11 protein-coding genes are annotated in these 14,170 nt (G+C 48.6%); all 11 read left to right on the top strand.

Annotated features, from left to right (window positions below):
• The first annotated feature begins 5 nt into the window (after positions 1-5).
• The gene (gene ssb, locus QEZ41_RS05855) at positions 6-533 is read left to right on the top strand and encodes a single-stranded DNA-binding protein (protein WP_289410462.1); all 528 of its coding nucleotides are present in this window, start codon (positions 6-8) and stop codon (positions 531-533) included.
• 221 nt (positions 534-754) lie between these two features.
• The gene (locus tag QEZ41_RS05850; RefSeq protein ID WP_289410461.1) at positions 755-1,411 is read left to right on the top strand and encodes a hypothetical protein; all 657 of its coding nucleotides are present in this window, start codon (positions 755-757) and stop codon (positions 1,409-1,411) included.
• On the top strand, positions 1,404-1,880 hold the full coding sequence (locus QEZ41_RS05845) for a protein kinase (RefSeq protein WP_289410460.1): 477 nt from the start codon (positions 1,404-1,406) through the stop codon (positions 1,878-1,880). The genes QEZ41_RS05850 and QEZ41_RS05845 overlap by 8 nt, the downstream gene beginning before the upstream one ends.
• 60 nt (positions 1,881-1,940) lie before the next feature.
• Positions 1,941-3,086, top strand: a complete 1,146-nt coding sequence (locus tag QEZ41_RS05840) for a helix-turn-helix domain-containing protein (protein ID WP_289410459.1) — start codon at positions 1,941-1,943, stop codon at positions 3,084-3,086.
• Positions 3,086-3,637, top strand: coding sequence for a PIN domain-containing protein (locus QEZ41_RS05835; protein WP_289410458.1), 552 nt, complete (start codon positions 3,086-3,088; stop codon positions 3,635-3,637). Before QEZ41_RS05840 ends, QEZ41_RS05835 begins: the two co-directional genes overlap by 1 nt.
• Positions 3,638-3,734: 97 nt before the next feature.
• Positions 3,735-3,959 carry a helix-turn-helix domain-containing protein gene (locus QEZ41_RS05830; protein WP_166163631.1) on the top strand — a complete coding sequence of 75 codons (225 nt, stop codon included), beginning with the start codon at positions 3,735-3,737 and terminating at the stop codon, positions 3,957-3,959.
• A 12-nt stretch (positions 3,960-3,971) separates the two neighbouring features.
• Entirely contained in the window at positions 3,972-6,113 is a 2,142-nt protein-coding gene (locus QEZ41_RS05825; protein WP_289410457.1) for a class I SAM-dependent DNA methyltransferase, read from the top strand.
• A complete protein-coding gene (locus QEZ41_RS05820; RefSeq protein ID WP_289410456.1) occupies positions 6,110-7,318 on the top strand; it encodes a restriction endonuclease subunit S in 1,209 nt (402 codons plus the stop codon). The genes QEZ41_RS05825 and QEZ41_RS05820 overlap by 4 nt, the downstream gene beginning before the upstream one ends.
• Positions 7,319-7,332: 14 nt before the next feature.
• Positions 7,333-9,441 (top strand): RecQ family ATP-dependent DNA helicase, encoded by a 2,109-nt coding sequence (locus QEZ41_RS05815; RefSeq protein WP_289410455.1) that lies wholly within the window; start codon positions 7,333-7,335, stop codon positions 9,439-9,441.
• Positions 9,441-10,790: a DNA-processing protein DprA gene (locus QEZ41_RS05810; RefSeq protein WP_289410454.1), complete on the top strand. Its 1,350-nt coding sequence runs from the start codon at positions 9,441-9,443 to the stop codon at positions 10,788-10,790. The genes QEZ41_RS05815 and QEZ41_RS05810 overlap by 1 nt, the downstream gene beginning before the upstream one ends.
• 12 nt (positions 10,791-10,802) lie before the next feature.
• On the top strand, positions 10,803-14,045 hold the full coding sequence (locus tag QEZ41_RS05805) for a type I restriction endonuclease subunit R (protein WP_289410453.1): 3,243 nt from the start codon (positions 10,803-10,805) through the stop codon (positions 14,043-14,045).
• The last annotated feature ends 125 nt before the right edge of the window (positions 14,046-14,170 follow it).

Below are 14,170 nucleotides of genomic sequence, written 5' to 3'. Positions count from 1 at the left end.
GTAAGATGGCACGTGGAGTCAATAAAGTAATCTTAATCGGTAATCTAGGCGCTGATCCGGATACACGCTACTTGCCTAACGGTAATGCGGTATCCAACATCACCCTGGCTACTTCCGACAGCTGGAAAGACCGCGAAACTGGTCAGCAGCAAGAGCGTACCGAGTGGCACCGTGTGGTGTTTTTCGGCAGATTGGCAGAGATTGTGGGTCAATATCTGCGTAAAGGCTCAAAAATCTATGTAGAAGGTCGCCTGCAAACCCGCGAGTGGGAAAAAGACGGCATTAAGCGTTACACCACAGAAGTAGTGGTAGACATCAATGGGCAAATGCAGATGCTAGACGGTCGTGGCGGTAGCGATGATATGAGCGCAAGCCAAGCCCCTCGTCAACAGCAGCAAGCCCCGCAGCAGCAGTCGTATCAGCAACAGCAGCCGTCGCAAGCGCAACAGCCGCGCCAAGCACCGGTGGCGACACCGCCACAGCAACCAGCTGATAACTTCGGTGAGTCGTTTGATAACGATATTCCGTTTTAGCCCTGATAAATATTAATTTGTAACCTTTTAAGTTTAATTGGTTTTAAAAAAGACATATAAATTAATAGGTTAAGTTGATAATTGTCCCTCTCTTGTCTGTAAAGATACTAGAGGGCCAATTTGGCAAAGAATACTACCTAAAAGATCTGTTATTCATTCGTCCTATGGGACTTTCTAGTGGGAGCTACGCGCACTGGCTAGCTACCATTTGCCCCCATGCGATGCTCGCCACATTTCTCCGTTATTTCCCTGCGCTTGCCGACGAATACGCTTCCGGCAGTATCGAGGTGGATTTTACCAGTCACCATTTCCATCACACGCTTAATACCCTGCTTGATGAGGGCGGGTTAAGTGACCTGCTGCAAACTGAATGGTTTGGTCGAACCAACCCAAGAGACACCAAAGCCTATCAGCATACATCCCGCGAAAAACGAGCACTGATGCTCCGTGACGACATCAAAAAAGGTCTGGTTGGAGGTCAGTTAGCTGAGCAAATCAAAGTGGTTCCGGTAGAAATCCAGGATGCCATTCTGAAAGCGCGAATTCAGGCCGTACATGATGTCGGTACCGGTATCTGTATCCACAATTTCTCTCAAACACCCTGCGAGCGGCATTTGCAATGTTCGGCGGACTGCAAAGACTACGTGTGGGCTAAGGATGATAAGGGTCGTCTGGACGAGCAGAAGCGCCAATATGCTCTCACTGCTCTAGCCCGAAAAAATGCTGAAAAGCAGTTGGATAGCACTAAGCCGAAAAAGAGTGCTGACTGGCTAGCACACAACGATAAAAAACTGAAAACACTGGCTTCCCAACTGGCCGACAACGGGGTGGAGCACTTTGATCCCGAAGAATATCTAAATGAGGTAGAGCATGGTTAAGCGCTTCAGACGCATGTCCGACAGTGACATCAATACAATTGTTGCTGACTTGGATCGCTGGGCACTGGGTGAGCTTGGGTCAAAACTCACCTGGGCGGTGCTAGAAGAGCGCTTTGGCTTTAGTCGCCAGTCGCTCCAGGCCAAATCACAAATAAAAGCTGCGTACGATAACGCGAAACGAGCACTGTCGGGCGGATTGGTGAAAACCAAAGAGCAGGCCACCAAAGAGGCCGAAGAGCTTCAGATAGAGGTAGATCGCCTCAAGGCTGAGCTAGAAGCCTACAAGCGAAAGGAAGAGCAATGGCTGCGCCGCTGGCAGCAAATCGCCTTTCATGTGCGGCAGAAAGGCATGCAGATGGCTAGCGTTGATAAGGTCCCGCCAGAAGGGGCTGATCTGCCCTCTAATACTGAAACCGCGCAGATTCTCCGGCCGTTCGATAAAGAGATACCGCCATCTGGAAGGGTTTAGTAGATACTAGTCTGGAAAAGTTAAACTTGACAAAACTTGACTGCTGCATATACTTCGCGCATGCAAAAAAGACTAAATACAGATAAAGCACAGCAGGCAATCGATAAGGCAGGCTTAACCCAAACTGCCGTCGCTGATGCTCTAGGCGTAACCAAAGAAGCCGTTTCCCAATGGCTTTTGCACAAGTCTTTTCCCCGACCTAACAAACTACTTCAGTTAGGCAAGTTGTTAAATCTTGCTTTTGATGATTTGATCATCAAGGAAGATCCGCATGCCCCGAAGGTGGCATTCCGCAAAATGCGCGGTACCAAAACCAAGGATCACCATATCGAAAAAGCGCAAGAGATTGGTCGTTTTCTCCGTCATCTCGTGCCTTATCTGCCGTTTGACACCTTTGAGATGCCGCCGGTGCTTAAGTCTCCGAGTTGTGATTACGACTACCTTCGCACGGTTACAGCGAAAGTCAGAGAAGACATAAATCTTGGCCCAATAGAGTGTGTGGATTTTACGCACCTGATTCGCCGCTTCAGTGAGCTACAGGCCGTTGTGGTTCCCGTTATGTGGGGAGCAAAGCAGCGGCATGAAAATGCGGTGCACATACACCTTCCTGACTCGGGAAGCACATGGGTTTACCTGAATCTGGATACCAATATTCATGACTTCAAGTTCTGGATGGCGCATGAGTTGGGACACTGTCTTTCGCCAAGCCTTGAGGGCGATGATGCTGAAGATTTTGCCGATGCGTTCGCCGCGAGCTTGCTTTACCCTCATGAGTTGGCGGAGCAGGCATACGCCTCAATCATGTCGCAAGTCTCTCCTGCGGCCAAAATTGCACATGTCATCGGTTTGGCTGATCAGTTAACCATATCGCCTTGGACAGTGATTGGGCAGGTGAATAAATATGCCGAGTCCGCAGGGCAGCCTCAAATACAGCTCAGCGAATCGGCTTTCCCTGGTGCGGTGACCAACTTCAATAAGAAGTATAAGAACCTCAGCGAAGCCCTGTTTGGCAATACCGAGCTCGACGAACACGGCCACCCAAGCGCCCGTGACTATATTGAAAAGGCAGAAGCTGCTTTCGAAACTCCATTTTTCGACTTGCTCCGTAAATACCTGAAAGAGCACGATAAAGGGCCAGGTTATGTTCAAACTGTGCTGGATATGCCACTCCTCGATGCACGGAGTATCCACGCAGAGTTGACCTGATGCCGCAATCGAAAATCCTCGTTGATACCAACGCCTACCTAAGGTTGGCCAAAACCATACGCCCCTTACTGTTTGTGCCCTTTGGTGACAACGAGTATTGCCTGTACATTCTGCCTGAACTGAATGACGAGCTAGGTACCAGAAAACTGCAAAGTAAGTTCCCATGGGTGGATGACGAGGAATTCGCCGAGAATCGCAAACACTTCCCCCAAATCGGCAAAAAACAAAAGAAACCCATTCAGCAAACCTTCGAATACGTCTGGGAGCATGTGCAAACTGAATTGCCCGGGCCGTCCCGTGTTGATGCCTGGTATATCGCCTATGCATTGGAGTTGGGTGTTCCGGTAGTGACGGACGATCAGGATATGACCGAGCTGGCTAAAGCCTTCGATGCGCAAGTCATGCCAACCTTAGAGCTGCTCAAAATCATGCTGGACTGTGGTCATACAGACATGAAAACCATCAATGGCCTAGTCGAGTTCTGGAAGTACTTTTCAGACATGCATGCCAACTTCAAGGCCGACTACCAGCGCCTGTTTGGCGATCAATAAGCCTGAGAACCGTTCTTACTTGATCTCTCTCTCAGATCCTATATATTGACAGTTCTGTACTTTTTCGACACCTCCGACATAGCTGAGATATCTCGTCATGAGTGACCCCATATTAACCATCAAAGACGTGGCCGATTACCTCAAGGTGAATGAGCGGACCATATACCGGCTGGCTGCAAGCGGCGAATTACCGGGCTTTAAAGTGGGTAACTCCTGGCGATTCAAACAGAGCGAGCTGGAGCAATACATCGCCGCCCAGCACAACCGCGCCGGTGTCAGCGAAGCAATGAAATCAGCAAACAGTAAATCAGAAGATAACTAGGAATCCGGCCCCATGGCACAACTGGAAAACATCGAAGCAATTGAAAAACGCCTGTGGAAATCGGCTGATACCTTACGCGCCAACTCCGAGCTAGCCAGTAACGAATACTTTTTGCCGGTGATGGGGCTGATCTTTCTGCGCCACGCTTATAGCCGCTTCCTCTCGGTAAAAGACGAGATTGTCGCTACCTTGCCCAGCCGAGGAGGTAAAACCCGCGAGCTCACCAAAGAAGACTTCTCTAAAAAGAGCGCTATCTATCTAAAGCCCGAAGCGCAGTTTGATTACTTGATTGCCCTGACCGATGCGGACAATCGGGCCGAAGCCATCATTCATGCCATGGAATCCATCGAGGCAGATTACACCAACCTTCGCAATCAGCTGCCGAAGCAGGAATACAACAATATTCCTAACGACGTACTGGGCATGCTGCTGCGTACGCTAAACCCAGAGGAGTTAAAAAAGGCTACGGGCGATATCTTTGGCCGTATTTATGAATACTTCCTAACCCAATTTGCCGATCAAGGCGCGCACGATGGTGGTGAATTTTTTACGCCTGTGTCATTAGTGCAATTATTGGTGAATGTGATTGAACCCGACCACGGTAAAATTTTTGACCCGGCTTGTGGTTCCGGCGGCATGTTCGTACAAAGCGCCCACTTTATGGAACGCCATGCGCAAGACCCACACGAGCTGACTTTTTACGGCCACGAGAAAAACCGGGTGACCACACGCCTGGCCAAAATGAACCTGGCGGTACACGGCCTTGAAGGCAATGTGGAGGGTGGTGAAGGTGCCATTACTTATTACAACGACCCTCACGAAGGCCTGTTCGGCACTGTCGATTATGTAATGGCCAACCCGCCCTTTAACGTGGATGAAGTCGACGCTGATAAAATCAAAGGCGATAAGCGCCGCCTGCCTTTTGGCTTGCCGGGCGTGAATAAAAACAAAAAAGTCAGTAATGCCAACTATCTGTGGATTCAGTATTTCTATAGCTATCTCAACGATACGGGGCGAGCAGGTTTTGTCATGTCATCCCAGGCTTCAAGCGCTGGTCGCGACGAGGCCAAGGTGCGCGAGCAGTTAGTCAAAACCGGCCATGTGGACATCATGGTCGATATTCGTGGCAATTTCTTTTATACACGCACCGTGCCGTGCCAGCTGTGGTTTCTGAATAAAAACAAGCCTGCGCATCTGAAGGACAAGGTGTTAATGCTGGATGCCCGCAACGTCTACCGTAAAGTTACCCGCAAGATTTACGACTTCAGCCCTGAGCAGCAGCAGAACCTGACCGCTGTGGTCTGGCTCTACCGTGGCGAAGGTGAGCGTTTTGTTGAGCTGGTGCAGCAGTATATCGACAAGTCAATTTTCGAAGCTCGTTCCTGTGAACAATCTGAGGCGTTAGCCCGCGAGCCGATACCAGACTTTATCACTCAGTTGGAAAAACTCAGCCAAGCCTTTCAACCTTTTATGAACAAGCTGGAGCAAGACGGCGTGAGTGTTGAGCCCTATGTCGACTTCCTTAATGCTAAGGGCTCGGTCGAAGGCGGTTGGTCCGCGTTTCAAATCCTGACCAACGAACTGCAAAAGTGGTGGAATGAATACGAATATAACGACGCTGCCAGTCTGCTGGATTTCATTGATAAAGATGCCTGCCTTAAAGACCTTGCTGAACAAAGCCGCAACCTGATTAAAGAAATTGATCTCGCCTATAAGCTGGCAACCCGCGTGATTGAACTGGCCGAAGCCAATGACGCCAAAGACAGTGAACTCTGGGATAACACGCTGTTAAATGGTCGTGGTCGCAGCAACTTAAAGAAAACCGCCGATGAGGCCCGCAAGCTGGCCGTGGAACAACTCAAGCAGGTACGCTACTTCTACAAGCAAGCCCACTGGCTGTTAAGCCGCTTCCCGGAAGGCAAGCTCTGTGATGTGGAAGGCCTGGTCAAACTGGTAGATATCAAAGCGATCGAAGCCGCTGACTGGAGCCTAACGCCGGGCCGCTATGTGGGTGTGGCGCCGGAAGAAGTGGATGAGGACTTCGATTTTGAAGAAACCTTGCGTGATATCCATATCGAGCTGCAAGGCTTAAATACCGAGGCCGCAGAGTTGGCCGAAAAGATTGCCCGTAACTTTGAGGAGTTGGGGGTATGAGCTGGCAAAGCGAACCTCTGTCAGCGTTAACCCTCAAAATTGGTAGCGGTTCAACTCCAAGAGGTGGTGATTCTGTCTATATATCTGAAGGTACAACGTTAATCCGTAGCCAAAATGTATATAACAATGAATTTTCAACGGATGGCTTAGTTTATATCGATGAAAAAACAGCAGAAAAAATGAAAGGCGTTAGTGTTGAGAAGGAGGATGTTCTTGTCAACATTACCGGCGATTCTGTTGCACGATGCTGTTTGGTCCATGATGCAGTACTCCCAGCAAGGGTAAATCAGCACGTTGCGATTTTAAGAACAAATCCAAAGAAGCTTCTGCCACATTTTCTTGCTTTCTACATGGTATCACCCTTCATGCAGGCCAAGATGCTTTCTTGGGCTGGTACTGGTGGAACCAGAAAAGCACTGACAAAAGGCATGCTAGAGGGATTTGAAATACCACTCCCCCCTGTTGATGTTCAAGATAAAATCGTCCAAAAGATTAGGACTTATAACGACCTCATCGAAAATAACCGCCGCCGCATTCAGTTGCTGGAAGAATCCGCTCGCCTGCTGTATCAGGAATGGTTTGTTCACTTGCGCTTCCCCGGCCATGAGCAAGTTAAGATTATTGATGGTGTGCCAGAGGGGTGGCAAAAGCAACTTCTTTCTGAGCTTTGCGTGGATATAAGAGAGACTGTCAAGCCAGACTCAATCAAGCCGGAAACACCATACATTGGTCTTGAACATATCCCAAGAAGATCAATCACATTGTCCGATTGGGATTCCGCTGAGAAAGTCACCAGCAATAAATTTCGATTTCAAAAGTCTGATATTATTTTTGGAAAAATCCGACCATATTTTCATAAAGTAGGGTTTGCTATTTGTGATGGTATTACGTCATCAGATTCGATTGTTATTAGGGCGTTAGATAATTTTTATTACCAATATTTGCTTATGTATCTTTCCTCAGATTACTTTGTAGCCTTGGCCTCCAAAACATGCAAGGAAGGTTCGAAAATGCCAAGAGCAGATTGGAACTATTTGCAAAGTACAGATGTTTTAGTTCCCAGTGATTTTTTGCTCGAACAGTTTTCTGAACAAATAAATATGATCATCGGCCAGCTTGAAGTTTTGGCTAGATACAATAAGTCTTTGGCCCAAGCCCGCGACCTGCTACTCCCCAAACTCATGAGCGGCGAGCTAACAGTGTAAATCAAGGAATGATGATGAATCCCAATACCGAAAAACAGGAAGCCCAGCAGTTACTACAAACCGCGCTAGCCAATCCGGCCGCCGAATTCCGTGATGGTCAGTGGGAAGCGATTGATGCCTTGGTGAATCACAGGCAAAAGCTGTTGGTTGTGCAGCGCACCGGTTGGGGTAAAAGCTCGGTTTATTTTATCAGTACTAAGATCTTCCGTGACCGAGGCCTAGGGCCGACTATTATTGTTTCGCCCCTGCTGTCATTAATGCGTAATCAAGTCGATGCCGCTGTTCGATTGGGACTTGAAGCTGTTCGCTGGGATTCGACAAACCGCGAAGACAGGCCAAACATACTGCAAAGACTGCAACAAAATGAAATAGACGTGCTTTTAATTCACCCGAAGCAGTTTTCTAATCAAGAATTTCTTGATGATGTTCTTGCTCCTATTTCAGACCGATTAGGATTGATGGTAGTTGATGAGGCCCATTGTATTTCTGATTGGGGGCACGACTTCATTCCCGAATACCGACTCATCTCTAACATCCTACGCGGATTACCTGCAAATACTGGTGTACTGGGTACTACAGCAACAGCCAATAACCGCGTTGTCGAGGACATTCAAACCCAGTTGGGTGATATCCAGATTCACCGTGGCCCTTTGACCCGGGAAAGTCTCGCATTGCAAACCATGGTATTGCCCGATCAGGCCTCCCGCTTAGCGTGGTTGGCGCAGGTCATACCAACTTTACCGGGTACCGGTATTGTCTACGTCTTAACAGTGCGCGACGCCGAGCAGGTGGCGGAGTGGTTGGTTTCAAATGGCATTGATGCCAGGGCTTACCACGGCAGTGTTGAGGCTGAAGGTTTTGAGAACAGTAATGTCTATCGTGAGCACCTTGAGGAACAATTACTTAACAACCATTTAAAAGCTTTAGTCGCGACAACAGCATTAGGAATGGGCTATGACAAGCCGGATTTAAGCTTTGTTATTCACTATCAAGCACCGGGTTCCATAGTTGCTTATTATCAGCAAGTCGGTCGTGCAGGGCGCGGTATTGACCATGCCGTTGGTGTGTTGATGTCGGGTGTGGAAGATCAGGATATTCACGAATTTTTCCGGGAGTCGGCCTTTCCATCAGAGGTCCAGGTGAATGAAATTTTGCAGGTGTTGGAGCAGAGTGATGGATTGTCACTGCGCAGTATTGAAGAGCAAACCAACCTGCGTCACGGTCAGATTGAAAAAGTGCTGAAGCTGCTGAGCGTGGAAAACCCGGCGCCGGTCATAAAAGACGGTAGCCGCTGGGTCAGAACCCCTATTCGCTATCAAATGGATCATGCACGTATTGCTCACTTAACCGGACAACGTGTACAGGAATGGCAGGAGGTTCAGGCGTATCTGGATGATGCTGGCTGCAAAATGACCTTTCTGCGGCAGGCGTTGGACGATCTCGATCCTACGCCTTGCGGTAAATGTTCGTCTTGCCTGGGGCGGCCTGTGATCAATGTAGCTGTTGATCCTGTTTTGGCACATCGAGCGGGTACTTTCCTTAAGCACGCGGAAATGGTGATCACCCCAAAAGCACAGGTGGCGGCCAATGCGTTTTTGGAATACGGCTTTCGAGGCAATCTACCCCAGCATCTTCGCGCACAGGAAGGCCGTGTTTTATCCCGCTGGGGCGATGCAGGCTGGGGACGGACGGTTGCTGATAATAAACATGCCAAGCGTTTCAGCGATGAACTGGTCGAGGCCATGGCAGAAATGATTCAGCAGCGTTGGCAACCTAACCCAGCGCCAGAGTGGGTGTGCTGCGTGCCATCGCGTAATCATCCCGATCTGGTTCCGGATTTTGCCCGCCGCTTGGCTGAACGTTTGGGGCTACCGTTTTTGGACGCCATTAGCAAAGTTAAAGACAATCAGCCGCAAAAAGGTCAGCAGAATCGTTTTCATCAATGCCGAAACCTTGATGGTGTGTTTGAAGTGACTCAGTTTTATCAGGGGCTCCCGGTTTTATTAGTGGATGATATCGTGGATTCCGGTTGGACGCTGACAGTCATTGCGGCTCTCTTACAGCAAGCAGGCAGCGGTGTGGTTTACCCCGTTGCGCTGGCTTCATCTTCGGTGAAAGACTAATGAATGTATCCAGTTTACTGTCGCCCACAGCGCAGGCGACTTTGTTGTTGACCAGCTATTTTTCAAAAGCGAGCAACGAAAGTGCAAAACCGTTAACTAATTCGGAGTGGGGGCGCTTCGCTTTGTGGTTAAAGGACAAGTCCACCACACCTGCCGACCTATTGGTGACTGACCCGAAAACGTTGCTGCAAGGTTGGCACGATGCGCGCATTAGTGCGGAGCGAATTATTGAATTGCTGAGCCGTGGCCACAGCCTCGCACTGGCCCTAGAAAAGTGGCAACGGGCTGGCCTGTGGGTGGTCACCCGTTCCGACCCTGAATATCCAAGGCGTTTAAAGCGGCGGCTGAAAACTGATTCTCCGCCAGTGCTGTTTGGTTGTGGTAACAAAGCCTTGTTGAATGCAGGTGGCTTGGCGGTTATTGGCTCGCGCAATGCCAGCGAAGCTGATTTGGCTTTTACCGACCAAGTGGGTGCTAAAGCCGCTAAAGAGGGTTTTGCTATTGTCTCTGGTGGTGCTCGGGGTGTCGATGAAACAGCAATGCTGGGTGCTATGAAACAAGGTGGTGTGGTGATAGGCGTGATGGCCGATAGCCTGCTAAAAGCAGCGACCAGCAGTAAGTGGCGCAAAGGCTTGATGGATGATCATGCCGTGTTGGTATCGCCTTTTTATCCAGAGGCAGGATTCAGTGCTGGAAATGCCATGGCCCGCAACAAATACATCTATTGCCTGGCAGACAGCTCTCTGGTGATTCATTCGGGCAAAAAAGGCGGCACGCTAAACGGTGCAGAAGAAAATCTGAAAAAAGCATGGGTACCGCTGTGGGTTAAGCAGACAACGGACAAAGATGCGGCCAATGCCGATTTGGTCGCCAAAGGTGGCCGTTGGCTGGAGGCTGATACTGAAGCCTTCAAGATTTCGGAATTAATGTGCAATGAAGGTGGCCGTGCGAATCAGATGAAGGAACCAATGGGCGATCTCTTTTCCATGCCTGCACAGCCCGAATTGTTTTTTGAGCCTGAATCTAATCCTGAGCCAGAATCTGGGCCTGAAGAAGTTATAGAGTCAGAGCGCGAGATAGTCGTTAGCGAAAGCCAGACAAAGATTCAGGCTATTCCACAGCAGACTGCCGAAAGCGACGCTGCCCCAACAGATCCTATCGATTTCTATCAGCTGTTTACCTCCGAGCTGCAGCGCTTGGCAGAGAAGCCAGTTACTGTCGAAGAATTAATTGAAAGCACTCAGCTTAATAAATCTCAGTTAACTGAATGGCTGAAACGAGCTGTTGATGATGGCGTAGTGAAGAAGCTCAATCGCCCTGTACGCTATCAAGTTAAGAACAAGAAATAGAAGGATTTGCTCATGGCCATGACAGAAGAAACCCTGGTTCAGGAAGTCACTGCAGACTACTTGCTGAATCAGTTGCAGTGGGATGAATCTGTCCTGGGCATGTATGAAAAGCTGGGCAAGGAGGGTGATTTAGGTCGGCTTTCAGAGCAAGAGGTGGTGTTAACCCGCTATTTGGGCGAGAAACTGATAGAGCTCAACCCTGGCTTGCCGGATGTCGCCTACCAGGAGGCATTGCGCGTGGTCTGTGAGATGCCAGCATCCACCAATATTGTTGCCGTGAATAAGGAGAAGTATTCCCTTCACAAAAATGGCGTGGAAGTGAGCTTCCACAACGACAAAGGTGAGCGGGTAAAGAAGCGCCTACGCCTGTTTGATTTTGATAATTACGAAAACAATCACTTTTTATTGGTCAGAGAGTTTTGGATTAAAGGCGATATTTATCGGCGCCGGGCAGACCTTGTCGGCTTTGTGAATGGCATTCCGCTGCTGTTTATGGAGGTGAAAAACGTTCACAAGGATATTCGTGCAGCCTATGAGCAAAATCTTGCTGATTACAAAGACACTGTCCCGCACCTGTTTTATCACAACGCCTTTATTATCTTGGGCAATGGCATTGACGCCAAGATTGGCTCCGTTTCCAGTAAATTTGAGCATTTCAATGATTGGAAACGATTGAAAGAGAGTGAACCAGGCGTTGTGGATATGGAGACCCTGCTTAAGGGAACCTGTTCCAAAACCAACCTTATGGACATCTTTGAAAACTTCACTTTGTTTGACCAGAGCTCTGGTCGCTTGGTGAAAATCGTTGCCCGCAATCACCAATACCTTGGTGTTATCCGTGCAATTGATGCCGTTGTGAATCGAGGTGAGCGTTTGGGTAAGTTGGGGGTTTTCTGGCACACCCAGGGTTCTGGCAAGTCTTATTCGATTGTATTTTTCGCCCAGATGGTGCATCGAAAGCTAGGTGGCAACTATACCTTTGTGGTGTTAACAGACCGCGAGGATTTGGACACGCAAATTTATAAAACCTTTGCAGGTTGTGGCTTGGTCGATAACGATAAAGACCCGTGCCGAGCTGATAGCGGGAAAGACCTCAAGGCGCTGATCGGCCAGCAAAAAGCTTTTGTGTTCACCCTCATTCAAAAATTTAACGAAAAAGTCGACCCTAAAAAGCCTTATTCCGAGCGCGACGACATTATCGTCATCACCGACGAAGCGCACCGCACACAATATGGCACCTTGTCGCTAAACATGCGCAACGCCTTGCCCAATGCCAGCTTTATCGGCTTCACCGGAACGCCATTATTTAAAGATGATGAAATAACCAAGAAGGTTTTTGGTGATTACATCTCTACCTATGACTTTCAGCGGGCTGTCGAGGATAAGGCGACAGTGCCCTTGTACTACGATGCCCGTGGTGAAGAGTTAGTGTTTACCGATGAGGATGGCAATGAGCATACGGTTGCGGACCCCAAAGGCATCAATGAGCGCATAGCGGAAAAGCTGGATGAGTTGGAAATTGAGGATGTAGACGTTCAGCAAAGGTTGGAGCGAGAGCTGAAGCGTGATTATCACATCATTACTGCAACAAGTCGGTTGGATCAGATAGCACGTGACTTTGTGGCTCATTATGCCAACGCTTGGGAAACCGGCAAGGCGATGTTTGTGTGCCTCGATAAGATCACTTGTGTACGGATGCATAAGTTGATCGATTTTTACTGGCAGCAGGAAATTAAAACCAAAGAAAAAGCACTTGCGTCGGCTACGGATGAGCAGGACCTGGCCTGGCGAGAGCGCCAATTGGCGTGGATGAAAGACACCCTGATGGCAGTTGTGGTCAGTGAAGAGCAAGGTGAAGTTGCCAAGTTCGAAAAATGGGGGCTGGATATAAAACCACACCGCCAGTTGCTTAAAGCCGGATTTGAACTGGCTGATGGCTCTCGGCTGGATATTGAAGAAGCCTTTAAATCCAGCGAGCACCCATTCAGAGTGGCTGTTGTGTGTGCCATGTGGTTAACCGGGTTTGATGTGCCAACACTTTCCACCCTTTATTTGGACAAGCCGTTGAAGGCGCACACCTTGATGCAGGCCATTGCTAGGGCAAATCGCGTGGCGGAAGGCAAAAACAATGGTTTGATCGTGGATTACTGCGGAATACTGAAAAACCTGCGTAAAGCCTTGGCGACCTTCGCCGGTGCTAGCGATGAGGGGCACGGTGGTGGTGAGGGCGAAAATGAACCAGCCAAGCCTAATGAAGAGTTGCTGGAAAGTCTGAACGAGTCGATCAGCTTTGTAACCGACTTTTTGCGAAAGCATGATTTTGAACTAAGCCGGATTATTACAGAAACAGGTTTTGCTAAAAATGCAGCGATTGCTCAAGCCAAGGAAATCATCAATCAAAATGACGAAACACGGAAACGTTTCGAGGTAATGGCCAGAGAGGTGTTCAACAAGTTTAAAGCCTGCATTAACGTGCCTGGCGTTAATGGTTATCGTGATATGCGTGATGCAATCAACGTACTCTATAAGAGTTTGCAGGCAGATAAAGAGAAAGCCGACATCTCCGACATCATGAAAGAGCTGTACGAAATTGTTGACGGTAGTATCGATACCACACATAAAGTCAAAGAGCCGAAACCGGATGGTGATCGAATTTACGATATCAGCAAGATCGATTTTGAACGACTCCGCCAAGAGTTTTCTAGGTCAGAGCGAAAGAATACTACAGTGCAATCGCTCAAGCACACGGTTGAGAAGAAGCTAGCCCGGCTCATGATGCAAAATCCGTTACGTACCGATTATCAAGAGCACTACGAAAAATTAGTTAAGGAATATAATCAGGAAAAGGATCGCGTTGTTATTGAAAAAACCTTTGAGGCACTGCTAAAACTGAATGAAGAGCTTTCTCATGAAGAGAGGCGAGCAATCAGGGAAGGCCTGGATGAGGAGACTTTGGTATTGTTTGATCTCCTCAGTAAGCCGAGTTTGCAGCCAAAAGAGATTGCTAAGATCAAACAGGTTGCCACTACTTTGCTGGCAACGCTAAAGGCAGAGCGGCTGAAAGTTGCGAACTGGCAGCAAAAAGAATCTACTCGCGACGCGGTTAAGCAGCAGATATTTGATTTTCTTTACGATGAAAGAACAGGGTTGCCCGTTGAGCAATATGAAGAGGATGAGATTTCTCATATCACTGAGAGGGTATTTCTTCACATATATAGGGCGTACCCCGAACTGCCATCGCCTATTTATAGGTGAAGAATTACGCGGAGTTACGCATGTGGCGCGTAATTGTGCGTAACTTGAGGTAACTCTATCTCAAAATTCAAATCGGGCAGCAGCCTGCTGGATTGACTCTTGGTCTGAGGGGCCCTTAGCCGGTG

This window comes from Thiopseudomonas acetoxidans, from assembly GCF_030362935.1.
GTDB lineage: Bacteria > Pseudomonadota > Gammaproteobacteria > Pseudomonadales > Pseudomonadaceae > Thiopseudomonas > Thiopseudomonas acetoxidans.
This window is presented reverse-complemented; position numbering and strand designations above follow the sequence as displayed.